The organism is Pedobacter cryoconitis (assembly GCF_001590605.1).
In the GTDB taxonomy this organism is placed as follows: Bacteria; Bacteroidota; Bacteroidia; order Sphingobacteriales; family Sphingobacteriaceae; genus Pedobacter; species Pedobacter cryoconitis_A.
On the sequence record NZ_CP014504.1, the window covers coordinates 4,802,317 to 4,818,872 of the forward strand.

23 protein-coding genes are annotated in these 16,556 nt (G+C 37.1%); 2 read left to right on the forward strand and 21 right to left on the reverse strand.

Annotated features, from left to right (window positions below; all coding sequences use genetic code 11):
- Nucleotides 1–3: 3 nt before the first annotated feature.
- The 4 genes from AY601_RS20205 to AY601_RS20220 form a co-directional block, all read right to left on the reverse strand.
- Nucleotides 4–585: a hypothetical protein gene (locus AY601_RS20205; RefSeq protein ID WP_068404493.1), complete on the reverse strand. Its 582-nt coding sequence runs from the start codon at nt 583–585 to the stop codon at nt 4–6.
- Nucleotides 585–1,292, reverse strand: coding sequence for a hypothetical protein (locus AY601_RS20210; RefSeq protein WP_068404495.1), 708 nt, complete (start codon nt 1,290–1,292; stop codon nt 585–587). The genes AY601_RS20205 and AY601_RS20210 overlap by 1 nt, the downstream gene beginning before the upstream one ends.
- The gene (locus tag AY601_RS20215) at nt 1,289–1,732 is read right to left on the reverse strand and encodes a hypothetical protein (RefSeq protein ID WP_068404497.1); all 444 of its coding nucleotides are present in this window, start codon (nt 1,730–1,732) and stop codon (nt 1,289–1,291) included. Before AY601_RS20215 ends, AY601_RS20210 begins: the two co-directional genes overlap by 4 nt.
- Nucleotides 1,733–2,376: 644 nt before the next feature.
- Entirely contained in the window at nt 2,377–3,024 is a 648-nt protein-coding gene (locus AY601_RS20220; RefSeq protein ID WP_068404499.1) for a hypothetical protein, read from the reverse strand.
- 324 nt (nt 3,025–3,348) lie between these two features.
- Here AY601_RS20220 and AY601_RS20230 point away from each other — a divergent pair, with 324 nt between their 5' ends.
- On the forward strand, nt 3,349–3,723 hold the full coding sequence (locus AY601_RS20230) for a hypothetical protein (RefSeq protein ID WP_068404503.1): 375 nt from the start codon (nt 3,349–3,351) through the stop codon (nt 3,721–3,723).
- Between the two features lie 50 nt (nt 3,724–3,773).
- Here the strand turns inward: AY601_RS20230 and AY601_RS20235 are convergent, their stop codons facing one another.
- From AY601_RS20235 to AY601_RS20250, 4 genes are all read right to left on the reverse strand, one after another.
- Nucleotides 3,774–4,130, reverse strand: coding sequence for a hypothetical protein (locus tag AY601_RS20235; RefSeq protein ID WP_068404505.1), 357 nt, complete (start codon nt 4,128–4,130; stop codon nt 3,774–3,776).
- Nucleotides 4,123–4,437: a hypothetical protein gene (locus AY601_RS20240; RefSeq protein ID WP_068404508.1), complete on the reverse strand. Its 315-nt coding sequence runs from the start codon at nt 4,435–4,437 to the stop codon at nt 4,123–4,125. The genes AY601_RS20235 and AY601_RS20240 overlap by 8 nt, the downstream gene beginning before the upstream one ends.
- A 370-nt stretch (nt 4,438–4,807) precedes the next feature.
- Nucleotides 4,808–4,978, reverse strand: a complete 171-nt coding sequence (locus AY601_RS25790; protein WP_157288034.1) for a hypothetical protein — start codon at nt 4,976–4,978, stop codon at nt 4,808–4,810.
- 36 nt (nt 4,979–5,014) lie between these two features.
- Nucleotides 5,015–5,263, reverse strand: a complete 249-nt coding sequence (locus AY601_RS20250; RefSeq protein WP_068404513.1) for a hypothetical protein — start codon at nt 5,261–5,263, stop codon at nt 5,015–5,017.
- Between the two features lie 352 nt (nt 5,264–5,615).
- Between AY601_RS20250 and AY601_RS20260 the strand changes: the two genes are divergently transcribed.
- A complete protein-coding gene (locus tag AY601_RS20260) occupies nt 5,616–6,173 on the forward strand; it encodes a hypothetical protein (protein WP_068404517.1) in 558 nt (185 codons plus the stop codon).
- On the opposite strand, the gene AY601_RS20265 is transcribed toward AY601_RS20260, so the two are convergent.
- The 13 genes from AY601_RS20265 to AY601_RS26235 all read right to left on the reverse strand — a co-directional run bounded on the left by AY601_RS20265 (nt 6,168) and on the right by AY601_RS26235 (nt 16,414).
- Nucleotides 6,168–6,587, reverse strand: coding sequence for a hypothetical protein (locus tag AY601_RS20265; protein ID WP_157288036.1), 420 nt, complete (start codon nt 6,585–6,587; stop codon nt 6,168–6,170). The two genes, AY601_RS20260 and AY601_RS20265, sit on opposite strands and share 6 nt — an antisense overlap.
- Nucleotides 6,588–6,674: 87 nt before the next feature.
- A complete protein-coding gene (locus tag AY601_RS20270) occupies nt 6,675–7,526 on the reverse strand; it encodes a hypothetical protein (RefSeq protein ID WP_068404523.1) in 852 nt (283 codons plus the stop codon).
- On the reverse strand, nt 7,523–8,398 hold the full coding sequence (locus AY601_RS20275; protein ID WP_068404525.1) for a hypothetical protein: 876 nt from the start codon (nt 8,396–8,398) through the stop codon (nt 7,523–7,525). Before AY601_RS20275 ends, AY601_RS20270 begins: the two co-directional genes overlap by 4 nt.
- 57 nt (nt 8,399–8,455) lie before the next feature.
- Nucleotides 8,456–8,686: a hypothetical protein gene (locus tag AY601_RS20280; protein ID WP_068404527.1), complete on the reverse strand. Its 231-nt coding sequence runs from the start codon at nt 8,684–8,686 to the stop codon at nt 8,456–8,458.
- Nucleotide 8,687: 1 nt separating this feature from the next.
- Nucleotides 8,688–9,629, reverse strand: coding sequence for a hypothetical protein (locus AY601_RS20285; RefSeq protein ID WP_068404529.1), 942 nt, complete (start codon nt 9,627–9,629; stop codon nt 8,688–8,690).
- On the reverse strand, nt 9,629–10,939 hold the full coding sequence (locus AY601_RS20290; protein WP_068404531.1) for a PcfJ domain-containing protein: 1,311 nt from the start codon (nt 10,937–10,939) through the stop codon (nt 9,629–9,631). The genes AY601_RS20285 and AY601_RS20290 overlap by 1 nt, the downstream gene beginning before the upstream one ends.
- Before the next feature lie 2 nt (nt 10,940–10,941).
- Nucleotides 10,942–11,310 carry a PcfK-like family protein gene (locus AY601_RS20295; RefSeq protein ID WP_084359591.1) on the reverse strand — a complete coding sequence of 123 codons (369 nt, stop codon included), beginning with the start codon at nt 11,308–11,310 and terminating at the stop codon, nt 10,942–10,944.
- A 67-nt stretch (nt 11,311–11,377) separates the two neighbouring features.
- Nucleotides 11,378–12,142, reverse strand: coding sequence for a 3'-5' exonuclease (locus AY601_RS20300; RefSeq protein WP_198163560.1), 765 nt, complete (start codon nt 12,140–12,142; stop codon nt 11,378–11,380).
- Nucleotides 12,143–12,152: 10 nt separating this feature from the next.
- Nucleotides 12,153–12,887, reverse strand: coding sequence for an MBL fold metallo-hydrolase (locus AY601_RS20305; protein ID WP_068404537.1), 735 nt, complete (start codon nt 12,885–12,887; stop codon nt 12,153–12,155).
- The gene (locus AY601_RS20310) at nt 12,887–13,819 is read right to left on the reverse strand and encodes a RecT family recombinase (protein WP_068404539.1); all 933 of its coding nucleotides are present in this window, start codon (nt 13,817–13,819) and stop codon (nt 12,887–12,889) included. The genes AY601_RS20305 and AY601_RS20310 overlap by 1 nt, the downstream gene beginning before the upstream one ends.
- 9 nt (nt 13,820–13,828) lie before the next feature.
- Entirely contained in the window at nt 13,829–14,095 is a 267-nt protein-coding gene (locus tag AY601_RS20315; RefSeq protein WP_068404541.1) for a hypothetical protein, read from the reverse strand.
- Nucleotides 14,096–14,311: 216 nt separating this feature from the next.
- Nucleotides 14,312–16,267 (reverse strand): AAA family ATPase, encoded by a 1,956-nt coding sequence (locus AY601_RS20325; protein WP_068404545.1) that lies wholly within the window; start codon nt 16,265–16,267, stop codon nt 14,312–14,314.
- Nucleotides 16,268–16,291: 24 nt separating this feature from the next.
- Nucleotides 16,292–16,414: a hypothetical protein gene (locus tag AY601_RS26235; protein WP_257722234.1), complete on the reverse strand. Its 123-nt coding sequence runs from the start codon at nt 16,412–16,414 to the stop codon at nt 16,292–16,294.
- Nucleotides 16,415–16,556 lie beyond the last annotated feature (142 nt).

Here is a 16,556-nt window from a genome sequence, read left to right on the forward strand (position 1 = left end):
ATGTTATTCATCCTCACTATTCTCTTCAAGCCATTTATCAGGGGAAATACTACCTTTTAATGTTAATTCTGATTTGTCGACAGCGTATAATCCAAGAAGCTTACGACGTTCCATTCCAAGCTTATTGATTAAGTCCTGGTAACGTGGATCACCAAACACCATTTGATCCTTTTCCGTCTGCTCAATGGCTGTAGTCTGTATTTTTGTATCACCATCAGCAATAGAGCCGTCGGGGGCAACTGATTTGCTTCCTTTAGCAGCAATGCCGGATTGCTTCTTAGACTTTACCTTGTGATCAGTTTTTGACCTATCCCAAGCATACCAGCACTCCCTGATCTGAGTATTTATCGATTCAAGCTCCAACTGGATAGCCTGGTCAACATCAGCAATACGGGTTTTGCGCCATTCTTTCAATAGTATATCCACGTCTTTCTTTACAGTGGATAATGAGTATGTATCCTGGTCACCGCGTTTTATAACTTCTTCCCTTATCTCACGGAAGGAGAAGCCTCGTTTATAAAGCTCCCCAACAATAACCATTCTGGCCTCTCTAATCTGCTTAGCTGTTCTGTGCGGATCAAACATTATAATTTCAGATTAGCACCAGGATAGCCCTTTAAAAGCTCTTCAATTTCTAGCTTAACTGAGTCATATACCTGCAAGTCATCAAATACAATCTTTAATTCAATAGGAGGTGCACTGGGAGATAAATCAACTTGATCCTCTTCTGGAAGAGAAGATTCAAAGTCTTTTTGTTCGTCTTCCGCAGCAGTAGCAAAGTCCATAGTGATCATACCAAAATCTTCGAGCTCTGTTATGTCCCAATCCTGGTTAAGCAGATCCCAGTTATCCTGGCCAAATCCTATATTGTCCTTAATGACAATTGCTTTCAGCTTATCGATAGGAGTGTTGGCAGGGAGTACCTTACAAGGAATTGATTTTGAAGTCCGCAGGTCTGTTATAGCCTTAAACCAAGCATCATAGTTTAATCCTTTATCTTTCTGTTCTTGCTTCTTTGTGGCCATTAGTTCACAGAAAGAAACAATATCCATATTGATAACATTTATTGTTTGAGCCAATCGCATATTACCGGCAATAGCTACAAAGGCATCAGCATAAGGAAAAACAATGCATTCACGCAAATCAAGCATTTCAGGATCATCTTGGATAGATTTAAACAGTGCATCACAACGCTCATCACGAATAAACCGCGGATTTGCCGGCAGGCCGTTTATCTGGCCAGTATTAGGCCATATCTCAACTGTCGGAATTAATCGTTTCTCGTAATTCATGCTACAGACATTTGATTGAGATATTGTTCAGTGATGCTAGTAACCGCAGCTTTGAAGGCTTTGATCTTCATGTAGGCTCTTGCCTGATCGATGTAGTAAGATGAGTTGGGGCCGGAATCGCCAAGGCAGTTAGCCAGGGATCTGCGTAAGCCATTTCTAAGCTTGCAGTCAATGATCAGAGCATCCGGGTTGAATAACCGCAGGATTGATGCTATGAAATAAAGTTTATGTGTGTAATTTGAATTTGGCTGATAAGATAAGCACACGTATGCGTATAACTCCTTGATCAACATGAAATCATTAATCAATGGAGTAACGTTCTTCTGAGCTTCAGCTATGAGCTCAGGATGCTGAGCAGCAATTATCTTTAAAACTCTTCCGTCAATTATCCCTTGCCTAACTTCAGCATACCTGCTGTTTGATGCTTTCCTAGCCTCCATATCCCTCTCACTCTGTTTTCACAAAGCTATAAATATTACATCATATTACCAAAAGGTAATTTTTTGAGATCGAAATTACAATTTGATTTTTTTTTCAAAAAAGAATTCAGTATCAACAACACCATATAAAGACACATTAAGTAGTATTTTCAGTAGATTTTAAGAAAAAAGGCAATTAATTGTAGTAGAATGCGACTACAGTCAATGTTTGGTGGATAATTTTATTTTATAGATGCCTTAAAAAGCCCTATATTTGGGTATAATAAAAAAGGAACACCGCAAGTGTTCCCCAATATTTTAAAAGTTGAAATCGGTAAACTGTAGCGAGGCATTGCTACAGGTAACAAGAGAAACATTACACTTGAATATGTAATGGTAATCCTTAAGCCTCAGGTCTGATCACCTGGGGTTTTTGCTTTTAATACTAATGCTCTTCTTCGTAACAGAGATCTAAATGATGCTAATGTTACAATTGGAGTATTTGTATTTGCTAATACAAACATACGAACCTATCCCATAACTTGTAGATAATTATAAAACTTTTTTTATATTTTTTCAAAAATTATTTGAAAAATGAAAGGATTGTAGATTATTTGGACTCCACTCCTTATCTAGAATATCAATAAGTTTGTGCTCATTCAAAGTTAAAATACATCATTTTTTATTTGAAAGTCTTTTATCTCATTAATAACGTCGTCGCTTAAGTCACCGAATCCATCAAGAATGTGTTTTACTGGAAATTTGAACCTTGATCTATAGTAAATTTCTAGCTTTTTAATGAACATTGATTCCATCTCGTAAGAGAAATTACTTAATGCAACCCTTTCTCTAATCATCATGAAAGATCTTACGATATACATAAATCTATTCGTCGATAAGCTATCTATAAATGAATTGTATGTCAATTCATTGTTTGCATAAACTTTAGTTTGATTTGCATATGATGCGATCGCATCATATGCAAAAATCTTTCCTGAACCTTTATCCAATTCAAAAGCATTATATTCCTTTTCTAATTGGTTTAGCAGTAAGAAAATAATATCACTATCACCTTTAATTCTCTGATCTCTATTACCCTCCTGCTGTGCCATTAAAGCCTCATAAATTAAATAAGCGGAAAACATACTTACGATTGGCCCAATTACACCGCCAAGTGTACTGCCAATATTAGCAGTTTTACTAGTGGACAAATCTAAGTGGGGTATAAAGGCCGGAAAAACAATCAGTATAAGAGAACAGAAAGAGATAACGGCCAGTATGCCCATTATCATGTAAACGGAATTTTTTTTCATTGAGCTATAATTTAAACTAATTTACCATTTATTTAAGTATAGAAGTACCTTTTTGTCTAATGGATCTATTCCAAGATATTACCTCGACATTAACATACTTACCCGAAGTACACATCCTGTGATCACTGCGGTTTTCAAACTCTACAAAGAACTTCTTACCATCAAGCAGAAAAATGAGTTGCGGATAAGGTTGCTTATATTGTTCATCAATTATTACAGGTTGACATTCATTACCGTCATAAGATATGGTCCAGACTTTCATATTAATCTTTGTGCGTAAACATTTTAAATGTATTATATTAGTTTAAATTAACCAACTCAACTATGGATTTTGAAATATTAACGGTAAGACAGCCTAAAAACGGAAAAGAGATACTAACTCTAAAAGCTTTGCGAGATGCTGAAATTGGTAATTATTTTGTTATTGATTCTACATACCTAAGAGATGGTGCAATTTCAAATAAATTTAGACATGCTTTTTGGTTCCCGGACCAACTCGTGAAGAAAGGCGAGCACGTGCTATTAATTACAGGTGAGGGCAACTATAAGTACGAACCAGCAAACGTCATTATAAAGCATGGACGACATTATTTTTATTGGGATGTTAAAAGCAATGTTTGGAACAATGACAAGGATTCAATAACCCTGTTACATATTGCGGAATTTACTACAAAGGTTATTGGTGAAATAAAATCCTAATCTAAGTAGTAATGGGCTTATTTGTTAAAGGGATAAGCCCACTACTTTAATCACTTCCCGTTTAGTTGTTCAAGACATGATTTAAAACCTTTAATCCATATTTCTCTATCTTCCGGATTGCCAACTTCGCCTAAAGGGAATAGTCTAACCGCTTGCATGAAAATCGCGTTATCGCTAATCGTCTTAACTGGCATTGCCTCGGTTACATTTAGCGTAATATTATGCTGACCATCGTCGATAAACTCCCATGCATCCATTTTGATTTTTTCATCTGGATGTAGTTTCTTCAAATCAACAAGGCAGTGAGCTGTTTTGTATAAATAGAACATGATACTTTCAATATTATCAGCTGTGATCATATCGAAGAGCTCGGATACCGTAGTCGCTTTTAATTGTTCATTACTCATAAATCCCTCCTATTTCAGTTATAAATGGCTCATGCTGCAACTCTCCATCCACATCCACATGTTGCGGCCTATACCCATCAGCGTACGAAATATGGCACCTGATTTTACTTACACCATACTCGAATACTGTTTTAAAGCTGAACCACTCACATATCCTTTTGGCCTGTCCGTGGATATCTGTCTTTTTCATCTCCTTTGGGAAGAAGCCGACTTTTCTGAGCGTATAAAAATCAAAGAACTCTTCTAAGAAGTTTTTCAGTATCCTGTTGCGCTCTTTGGATTCAGATTCTAATTGTCCGTTTTCCATTTAAATCTATTTAAGCCCGCAGGCTGGTTTATTACAAATCGGACACCTGACCCATGTTCTCGCGTCGTATTCCCGACCGCAGCAGGTGATCCACGCCTCGTGGTTGAATATTAATATCATCATGAAGCATTCACTGAACTTATTCCGAGATCTGAAGTAGGAGCTGAGTTACAAGCAAACTCTATTTTCATGGTCATTGTATGGGATTTTAGCCTAATATATAGCCTTGAAACTCCTATTACCGAAACTTTGCCAACGTTTCGCATGATTGCTGTATCGCCTTTTTTTAAATCTGATATTTTCATAACATTAACCAGGATTAGCCTGGCACGTTCAAAACCCCGCCTTTGTTTCAGGGCGGGGTGATTGGTTAATGCATGTCTATTACTCGATTATAAATGCCTTCTAATCGATCAGCCAACTTCTTTTTCCTTACTTTATTGACCTTTGATTTATCAGAATCGAGTTCTTTCATCCTAGCGTAGAGCAGTTGTTTCAAGTCCTCAAGCTCTTGTGCATTAACCTTTATAAAATATTCCATTGAATGTTTTTAAAGCCCGGCTAGCCGGGCTGGTGATTAAATACTTATGAAGTTGATTATCTCTTTTACCATCTTGTGACTGATTGCTCTGCCGTTGATATAAACCTCTTTCTCTTTGGTGATCTGTATGAAGAGGTGATCTTCTTCATCTCCATCTTGCTTTTCACTATCCATTTCTGATAAGTACAGCTCTTTAAAGTCTGGAAGCTCTCTGATAAAAGCTTTACAAGTAACCAGTTGTTGATCCGCCTGGTTAAATACTTCTGATTTAATTGTTGTTGTCATATCTAATCCGACTTGTTTGATTCGGTATTCAAATGTACATGTTTTAATGTACATTACAAAATAATATGTACTTTTTTTTATGTACATATTATTCACTATATTTGGAGCATGACAGTTAAAGAGTTTCTAACCACATCACCGTTAATCAATATCAGTGCATTGGCAAAGCAGATGTATCCAACCAATAAGGACGCTGCATCATACCTGCTGCGGAAGCTTGGCGATAAGGGTAGACCTTTCACGCCTAAGGATGCAGAGTCAGCTCTAAGTGCTTTACAAGCCCTGAGCATGGACATTAGCAAGCTGGAGCTATAGCCCATATAGCATCACTTAAATATTTGTATATTGGATCATGAAGATCAAATATATACTCACAGTAGTTAAAAAAATATTTATTCGGATCCTTATAAAGGCTATCAAATTGTTGATATATACCGTTTGCGGCCTTTCTTTCTTACACTTTCTTATAGGTGTATTGATGGAGCCTTCTCGTGACACCACATTATTGACTAACATTGGTTTTGCCATGTTTGTCGGGATATCCAGTATGTTGTTCACCTGGGCACGAAGTCTTGATGAGAAGAAATTCCCCAAACAAGTACATAGCCTTAACACAGTAGCTGTAATTTCTATTTTAGGAAGCATATTTTTTATATTTTCATCTCTTTTTAAGTATCTCGCTTTACATAATAACGATCCTAAACTTTGGATTCTTGAAAAAGGTAGCAAGCTTGAAGTCAACGTATTGACCGGTGCTAGTATAGTTTGTATAATAGGAGTTATGTGGGCTATCACATTCGTAGTAATAGGGGTGTTTAAGGACTTTGGGGATCTATGGGAAAAGCTATACAACATCAGACCAAAAAATCCGGACCCAGAAAAGAATGATAGAAGAACAGAGATATCATAACCCATAAACAAGCATCGCTGCATCCCGGCCGTGGTTACTTGTTCTTGCGGACCACCCTGTGATCATTTTAAACTTCTTAGCGTCTACCTTGGTCTTAATCTGTGCAGGCGCAACAAGATCAAAGCTGATGCCTTCAGAGAGAAGAAACTCTTCCCATTGCTTACACTGGATCTTGATTGCACCGGCACCCTGCTGCTTAGCGTTTGAATTAGGCCCGTAACGTTTACGTTTTCGAGCATCTTCAACACGGACAAACATCTTAACGTTGTGCTGCCTCGCAGTTTCTGAAACCTTCTTTACAACATCAAATGCTTCATGCACTTTTAGGGTGCAGACCACAGTCAGTTGTTTACTCACCTTATCGTAAATCGCTAATCCAGTCTTTGTGCCAGGATCAATTCCGATAACATACACCAGCTGCGGTAATGTGATTCGATGGTGAAGACCCTGAGTTTTCTCCCTATCAATAAAATTGTTCGCCTCCATCGTTGTTCGTTTTGTTTAAAATTCTTCATTTACTGCCTGATCGATAGTTCTACCGAATTCCTTCAGGTCTTTGAACCATTCGATAAGACCTAAAGCCATTGCACGACTAATCACCTGGGGATCTTCTGAAGCGTTTGCAGTTAGCACTTCAAACGCTGCGGTCATTCTTCGACGCTCATCTTTGCTTGTAGCCCGTTCGGGATTAGCTTCTTTCCTAATCTCAATGAATGCTTTACTTTTAAGGTTGTTCCTTTGCTCTTCATCAAAATTTATGACTCGGGACCTGCGTAGTATCTTGAAATAAAAAGTCGCTTCTACAGGTTGAATTGGAATGCCTGCAAGATAATTTGAGTACAACAAGCGCAACCTGACAACAAAATTATCCCACTGCTCTTGCGGTGTAGGTTCTGGCTTAGGCTGCTTACTCTGCTCTTCAATATGCTGCTGTATTACCTTTGCATCTTTTCTATTTTCACTCAGTAAATAAGCTCTAATCCATCCGGTAACACTTTTAGGGGCTATACCCATGAAATCACCATACTGTCCATCAGATCCTCTTTTGATGGCAATTGAAATTTCATCAATTGAAACTGCCTGGTACTGCTTTTCACTGTTCAAAAAATCCGCAAGATAAATCTGCAGTTGAAGAAATTCTTCTGTTTTCGGCCTTTTAAAGCCGGTATGATAATATGCTTTTGTCAGTGCATCATTTAATTTGTTTCCAATCTCATATGATGGCAGATCTAATATTTTTGGGCTTTTAAATGCTTCGATCAACTCCATACAAGCTATTGAAGGACTGGAAATAATTTCTCCGGCGACTGATATTGATTGACTATAGCCCTTTAATTGAATTTCTTTCATCATTGATTATTTTGATTATTCATGTGTGCTTGCTTTTGCAATTCCCAGTAATCCGCACTTGCAGTATGAAGCTCCATGGCAGCTTCTGCCTTTCCTTTCGGTACATCATCAGTTTTTTTACTGGTTTCTTTTTTAATCCAGTTGTAGCAATGGCTGCGGGCATCGTTCAATTCTCTTTTGTCCTGGCCAGCTGCTCTTTGTTCGTCAAAGAATTCAATCACCCAATTTTTTGCTTCATCCAAATTTTTTAAAGAAAGCTTCCTGGTCATATGTTCAAGCCAAATTGTACTCTGGGTTAGGCAAATTGTTTCTACATCTTCCATGGAAGAATAAACCGAAGAATTTCCGATCGGAACAGGAGAAGTTTTTGTGAAACTTTCCTCTTTTACTCCTCCCTCTTCTCCGTTTTTTACATTTGGCATGCTTTCCTCTATAGATTTATCTATGTTATCGGTCAGTGTGACTACCTTTTTAGTGTCATTTTCATAAGAAAGGTGTTCACTGTGACTACCTTTCTGACCACCTTTATTAGTTAAAAGGGAGTCAACCTGACTACCTTTAATACCAGAAAGGTGTTCACTGTGACTACCTTTAGACAAATCAATAATGCTATAAATAGTATTTTTTCTCCTTCCATCACCGGCTTTAAATGTGATCAATCCAGCGTCACTTAAAGCCTTACGTGACCTCTGAACAGAGGACGGGCTGACACCTGCATCAGCAGCTAAAAAGTCTGTACTTTGGTTAAAGGGGTTCTTTCTATGCAGATCATTCCACTTATAGAGCAGAGCGAAATAAACAGCCTTCTCATTCGGAGTGAATAAGTAATGTTTATTAAGCGTCCAGAAGTGGTTTATGATGTCTATATATTTCATAGAATGTGGGCAGCTAAAATACTAAATATTATTACTCTTAATTACCTTTAGGTAATATTAATTATCAAAAAAAGGGCTGAGGTCATCGGGATTGCAGTAAAAAACGATGCCCTTGCTGTCTCTCACTTTTGCGTTTCCGCTGGTGTTTAACAGCTTAATGATTGTTACCTCTTCTGTCATCGCCTTTAAAAGATCGTTTAACCTATTACGCTTTAATGATGCTTTGCCTCGCTTTAACGTGCTAATACTTGGTATTAGCTTTACTTTATCTCCGTCTTTCATATTCATTTTAATATTGTGATTTAACACAGTGCCCATGGCTCATTTTATATTCTTGCAACTGCTCATTGGTCCAATGCCCATACTCTTTAATTGCCTCTTCCAGTATCTCAGGTAAATACTTTATTCCTTTCACGCCCAAATTCCTTGGAACACCAGGATTACGGTTGAGCTTATTTATTTCATAGACCACAAACTGCGAATAATCTTCAGGATGTAACCTATACATCCAAAGTAGTTCTTGCTTAGTGAGAAAAGGACAATACTTGCAATTAGATGGAGGTGGTAAAGGCCATGGCGTTACATTGATGTAATCCTGAGCCTTCTGCCTATCAATACCCTCAATGATCATTGGATAAAACCTATTGATACAATTTAGCATCCAAACATTACTACGCTTCTTAGGCTTTATAAACATTTCAATCTGAGCAGCCTTTTTCTGATTCTTAGTTACAGCAACCCGCCCTTCTTCACCAGCAGCGATACCAATTATTACATTAATCTTTCCGTGATCTGTAAAAAATTTACTTATCCACTTACGATTACGGGTATCGTTCGGAACGTCCTGATCATACATTACAGTAGCGATCCAAACGTTAAGAAAATTATAAAAAGGTTTTATCTTCAGGTTATCTGTACAGCTGCGGGGCATCATCATTGACATTATTGAGTTATTCTTAATCATCTGGTGCTCTAACGATGGCCAGGTTTTTGGATGAAAACCCATGTCAGGAGTAATAAAGTAAAACTCGATATCATTATATAAACATAGCCGTCTGATAAACTCAACGTGTTCATAGGTATATTTATGTTCATTTCCTGTATCGCTCATTAACACCAATAACCTACCCTTTACAAATTCGGAACGATATTCTTTAACCCTAATAATTTTATATAGGATGTAAGTACTATCTTGACCGCCACCGAAAGACAATACTGTTAATTCTTCCATTAGGCCACTTCTTTCTTAAGGTCGCGATATCTATTTTTGATAACACTAATATTTTTTTTCATCAGATTAATAATTTTATCATGATGGATTGAAGGTTCATTATTCTTACCTCTAGATTGAATAATCTTCATATTAGTTAGTGATAACTCTATTGTTTCAACAGGATCACCTTCTATTTTAGCAGAAAAGCAAAGTGAGTCAGGTTTGCTATAATATCTATTAGTATAAATGCAATGCTTATGATGATCACCTTCCGCTATAAATTCCTTTACGCTTTCTAAAATTTTAATTGTCAATTCTCCGTCAGAGAAAATGATTCCAAAATATGGTGATTTCTCTTTCAAGTAAGTTTGCTGCTCCTGCTCTGCAAGTAATTTTCGTTTCTCAGCCTGTTCAAGATTTCTTATAGCATCCGCAAATCTTTTTTCTTTAGCCCTCTTTGAGACCAGTCTGTTGTGTTCTTTTTTGAAGTTCGAAGGGCAAACATATTTTGCATTTCTCAGATCTCTGCCATAGTGATTAAGAAGATCCAGATAATCCAAGTATGACACAGCATCTTTTACGAGGTATTTATTCCTAATACATATCTTTATCGAATCCCAATATCTATAAACCTTGTCATTTCTATCACCTAGCCGGGCCGCTAAAAGGCTGTGCTGATCTGCTTTGAGCAATGTTTCGATTTTACTGTCTCTAAGTAGGGCAATAAGCATTGAATAAAGGTTTACACCGGCAACTTTGGATGTAAATCCATTGCGTTTAAAAATTGGCAAACAATTGAATTCTGGAAATATTTTATCAGCGTATATATCATACTTATTTGAACTATAGTAGTTTGAGATATTAGCTCTTATCTCCATATCGCCACCAAAGCCACCGTTTCCATATGATTGTGTTCTACCGACTATAGTAAGCTTTTCACCAGGCTTAAACCATTGTTGAACAATTTCTCTGGTATATACTTTTGGAGTACATCCAGCCTTTTGATCAACTTTAATCTCAAAAAACCGGATTACCTGAAAATCCTCAATAATATTAACTAATGCGACTATGGCATCTTGCTTCAAATTTTTCTTTCTGGTATCCTCAATTATCAATTTCTCTCCACAATTAGGACAATTACATTTTTTGACTTTTTGTGGCCCAGACCAAATATTACCACAATCCATACAGGAAATATGTTTCAATGTCCGGTATCCCTGGTGACGTATGCAATTTTTAAATGCCCACTTCTTTTGATCAGCTGTTAATTCTGGCAAGTACTGACTTAGTGAAAATACTTGTGCCTGAAGTTTAGTTCTTGGTTTCATAACTATCCGAATAAAGTTGGTTGATTAATTGGATCTTGTTTTTTTATAACTTTTTTTACTGGTCTAATTATATTATCAGAAGCAAAGGATTGCTTTATGGCTTCTGAATTATGTTTGATCACTACTTTAGTATTTATTGCGGAGCCAGGAATAATATCGTCTTCATCATAATAATGGACGGCCATACCAAATACCTCTTCATCAGAAAACCCATTACATCCGCTTTTTTGGACTGTGTTAAGGATGTACTTGATACAGTCGTTAATATTTTTATTAGGCTTTTTTAGTGTCTCAAAAAATAGAGAGTCTTTTTCGGCAAGGCTATGTAGATGCGCATTAATAACTTTGGTAAAGTTGTCTGTAGCTTTCATAGTTGAAATTATTAAGCCGGAGGGAGTGACTGACATATCACCTCCGGCTGGTTAAAAAATGGACTATTTATGAATAATGTTGTTGATTAATTCCGAGGAGCTTTTCGCAGATTCTCTTTGTATCTGGTGCGAAATCTTTGCCATACATCCATTGGAGGTGACCAATATCATACTTAGCTTTATTACCTCTCTTGCTGCCAAAATTGAATATGATATCACCTTCATCATCGATAGTGAACTTGCCTGACAGATCCATTACTGGCTTATCGTAATTGCAGAAAAGATGCATACCTTCCATATTCTGAGGGAGATCTTTATACTTCTGCAGCATAGCTTCAAATACATCAACCGTAGCCTCAATGTCAGCATCTGCGGCGTGAGCATCAACCATTTCATATCCCAAATAGAATTTAACTGCTGCGGACAATGTGCGTTCTTCCTGTCGTTTGAATATAGCACCAGCGTCTATAAACCTGATGCTGCTATAGTCGATGGTTTTACCAGTTCTCAGGAACTCATTGTAAAGCATTGGAATATCATACCTATTGCTATTGAAGCCTCCGAAATCACAGTTATCAAGGATATGCCATATATGTGCTGACAATTTCGCGAATGTTGGTTCGTTGGTAATATCTTGATCATATATACCATGGATAGCTGAAGCTTTCGCAGGGATAGGCATTTCAGGATTGATCAACCAGGAGAACGACTCTCGAGAGAAATCAGGATGAATTTTGCAGATAGCTAATTCAACTATTCTGTCTTTTGTGGTATCTAAACCGGTCGCTTCTATATCAAAGAAGGCTATCGGCCTACTGAATTTTAAACTCATAACTTTTGCTTTAAAATGGGGTTTTATTAAAATTGATCTCCAATCCTTTGGAGGCAACATTTACTGTTTTGGCTGTTTGTTCCTTGATCTCCTTTTTAAATTGCTCAGCATTGCTGTTACTGTCGCTTAAGTGGATCAGGAGAATATTATTAACCTTGGTAAGGTCATTCGCTTTTAAAAACTCTTTGCATGTAGCAAGGCTCATATGAGATTTAAGAACTCTGTTCCTAAGGAACTCAGGTGTTGCTCCCGCAGCTAATTTGGCATCGAGTATCGTCTGACAGTAGTTTGCTTCAATAATCACATTATGTAAGCCTGGGAATGAATACTCACAATAGTATGTGTCAGTGATAAAAACAAATGTGCCGGTATCCTTATGGTCAATCATAAATCCAAGGCATGGTACATCATGCTGCAGAGGGAAAGCCATGATCTTAAAGTTTCCGATCGTGAAGATCTTTTTTTCTTCGATCGCCTTTAACCTGTGACTTTTAAAGCCAAATGTCTCCGCTGTCTCTGGCAGACAATGAACATTAATGCCTGCATTTACAGCTTCTCGCACACCTTTGCAATGATCCTGGTGTGAATGTGAGACAAGACATCCTACCACCTTTTTGAGGTTAAAGTTCAGGGACTGCTTAATGTCCCCGAACTTTACACCGCACTCAATTAGTAATGCTTCATCGTCGTTGTGGACGATGTAAGCATTACCTATTGACCCGGAGCTAACTACTTTAAGTTTCATTAGAAAGGAGCTCTGCTTTTAGGTGGAGTACTAGCCGGACCACCATTCAAATCAGGCGTTTGTTGTGCAGAATCAAAATTCTCATTTGGCTGGATACCAGATTTACGATAATCAACTGGATCAGCAGCTTTATCAACAACAACCTGAGCCTCTTCAAATACCAATTCTTTTTTATTAGCATTTTGTTCAATAATGTTACTCACATTAGCAGATTGAGGATCGTTGGGCAAAAGAGAAGAGTCATCCGATGCTCCAGATTCAATTTTCAAAGCACGGCCAATAACGGTTTTTTCACACATCTGGTCTGGAAAGTTTTTATGCGCAGGTGAAGCACCTCTTGAACCACCTTGCGCCCATGCTTTATGAATTTGACCCAAGGACATAATCTCACTATCAGTTGATCCGTCGTTATATATTACGATAGCGTAGGCTCCAACTATTTCTTCAGGAATTACATTTGCCAGAGATTGCTCATGTTTCTCAATGTGCTTCCTGCCGGTAGTATGGTCAACTGAATAAACAAACGTATCTTGCTTGTAAACAGTTACAGCATTAACCTCTTTCACATTAGCATTCCTTTTTGAAATTGCTATTTTACCTATATAACTTTCTTCCAGTTCAAGCTTATTACCGTAAACAACGAAATAGCATTGTTTTTTTATTACACTTAAGCCCTGAGTAACCATTTCAAGGAAGGCATTTGCAATACTTTCCATAGTACAAACTTCCAGAGCTGGTTTCTTATTTAAATCTACTGTTTGCTGCAAAATAAGCCATGCAGAACGAACTGCGTTCTCTGGGATATAATTAGGGGGCAATACTAATTCTCCTGCTGATTGGAAATCAGCCACTCTTTTAAGGATAGAATCCACAGTACCTTCTGCGAACTTTTTAACAGCTTGCTGCTGTTGTGGTGCTATTTCTGTTGACATATTATTGATTTATTGAATGATTAAATGTGTTTTAGGTATTCCGTACTTTTCTTCTAACTCAATGAGTCTTTGTGCGCGGTCCATTTTATTTAGAGATGTTTGATTGATATTATTTATGACAGCCAAAACATCATTTATATACCATGTGATTCGTTGTTCAGCGCATTCTATTGCAAAATTTTCTGGTGTACCAACATCTCCAGGCATATCTTTATGGGTAAGCAAATCGCGAGTTGTTTCCACAATAATTTTACTGAGTTGCTCTATGCTTTCCATATTATGACGGTTTAAGACTATTAAACTTTTGAACAGCTATATCAAGGTTGTCTGTAGCAAGTATTTGGAAGCCCTTCTGATGGATAAGAAAGGTTGGTTTTATTCTCGCAATATCGATTTCAACTGTAAGAGTTACTCTTGTCCATCTATCAATATGCTTTTCAGTCATTAGGCTTCGATACTTCTTTTTAAAGAGAGATTCAACTGTTAAATCCATTATGCTACCCTCAGCGTTTTATCATCTGGTGAAACGATCAGGTTAATTATTTGGGAGCTGATTTCAGGAATCAGGGTAACCGATTCTCTATTATCTAAAAATATTGGAGCGGCTACTCCATAATGAGTGCTGAGAGTATTGATAATATCGATACCTGCCCATATCTTTCCTGCAGTATTAAGGTCCGAATAAGGAACTCCTTCATACATTGTATCGCATATTTCGAACTCATCACCATCAATCTTCTTATCAAAAAGTTTGAAGGTTACGTATCTGAACAAACCATTGATTCTACTTTCAGTAGTTTCAATTTTTGCTCTGTTGAAATCATCAATAGTAAATTCAATGCCTTCAAGGTCAGCGATCTGTTGAGCTAAGTTGCTTTCATTATTTTCAAGCTCAGAAACCCTTTTTAAAATATTTTCACGTTGTACCTTTGTAGACAGTTGGTTTTTTAGTAAATCAAGCTTAGATGATATTGATTGACGTTTTTCATTTAGATCAGATAATTCAATCTTAGGGCTTTCAGGAAGGTTATTTTCCATCAATACAAGGCTATCACTTAACTCTATATATTCCTTATTATTTATTAAGGCGGCTTGAATTGTCGGAATAGGAACAGAGTTTATATCTTCAAATTCAGAAAGTTCAGCTTTAGCTTTTACAAGCTGCTTATTGAGAGTTAAAAGAGCATTGTTAAGTAACGATACGATTTCGTTAGTTGAAAGGACTTCTTTATTATGCTCAGCAGCCAGGGACTCTATGCTTGATAAGCTTAGTTCCTTATCCTGATTAAAATTCTTTATTAACTCATTCTGCTTTGAAAGAATATCATCCTGCTCAAGCTGTCTTTTACAGGTAGGACACGCAAATTCACCGTCTTTGAAAACAAGATCTTTCTCATTGATCAATGTCCACTTATCACGAAGCGCGTCGGTTTTTGTCGAAAGCTCTAAAACCTTCTTATTAGAGGAATCAATTAATAGTGACTTGCTTTTGATATCCCGCTGCAGATTCTCAATATTGTTATTTAGCAATGAGAGTTGGTTACGGAGGTTATTAGCCCTATCCTGCAACTGAGATTGAACATCAAACTTTACCTGGTTAATACTGGATTTTACTGAATGAATCTTTCCCTGTTTGGCCTGTATTTCTTTAAATTCCTTATCATAAGCAGAATTACGGTCATCTATTGCAAGTTGTATCTCATTTATTTTACCGTTTAAGCCTGCAATTTCTGTCTCAACTACAGCGTAGTCCACGACTTCCGGTAGTGATCTCTGAAGTTCATCGATACGGGTGGGAATCGCCTGTAAGTCATCCTTAAGCTTCTTTTTCTTCGCTGACACCTCTCTTTTATATTCCGAAAGAGTTTTATTGCTAAGTGAATTCATCAATGCTTCGAATTCTGGACGAGATTCTTCAATTTCATTGTCAGACACGTTACCAGCCAATTGAAAAAGCATATTTCTTCGCTCAGTCCATTTAAGTGAGTTAAAATAACTTGGATTAGTTAGCATTTTCAATGCTGATTCAGCAATTATGGAGTCAATTTTAGCCTGGTACTCCTTTGCCTGCATTGGTACATCGTTGCAATAAAATAGATTTTCATTACCACTATAAACATGGTCTTTTTGGCCTTTAGGCTTAGTCCATTTTTCGTGGAATACACGTTTAAATACATCCTCGTTATTGCCGGTAGTGATGTAAAGTGTTACCTCATGATCACCTCTATTAAGAGAGGTATCAACAGTGTTTTTGATATTAAAATCCTTCCTATCATTACTATCCTTACCATATAGGCACCAGAACCAAGCGTCAGCTATTGTTGTTTTGAAGCCACCGTTTTGGGCGTATATGTTAGTGACATCACTAAATTCAATGGTGAGATTCTTTACACCTTTGAAATTGTTAATGATCATCTTGCTGATGAACATGTTTACTAGATTTTTCATTGCTTTAAAATATTAGGGGTGGGCTTATTTATTAATTAGTAATTCTGCCTGAAGGCGAAGAGCTTTGCATTCTGCCTGCATTGCAATGATCTTGATAAGAACTTTTTGAGCGAGCTGGCGTAGTTCTGATTTATCTTTTGAACTCATTTTTAAAGAGATTTTGGTACATAATCATTTTGACAGTTGGAGTAAAGGAGATATGAACCTGGCTTTTGACGTGAGTCACCCAGGAGTTAAATCCTTCTGTAGATTTGTCATAACCCGTAGGAGTTACTGTTTTCGATACAGA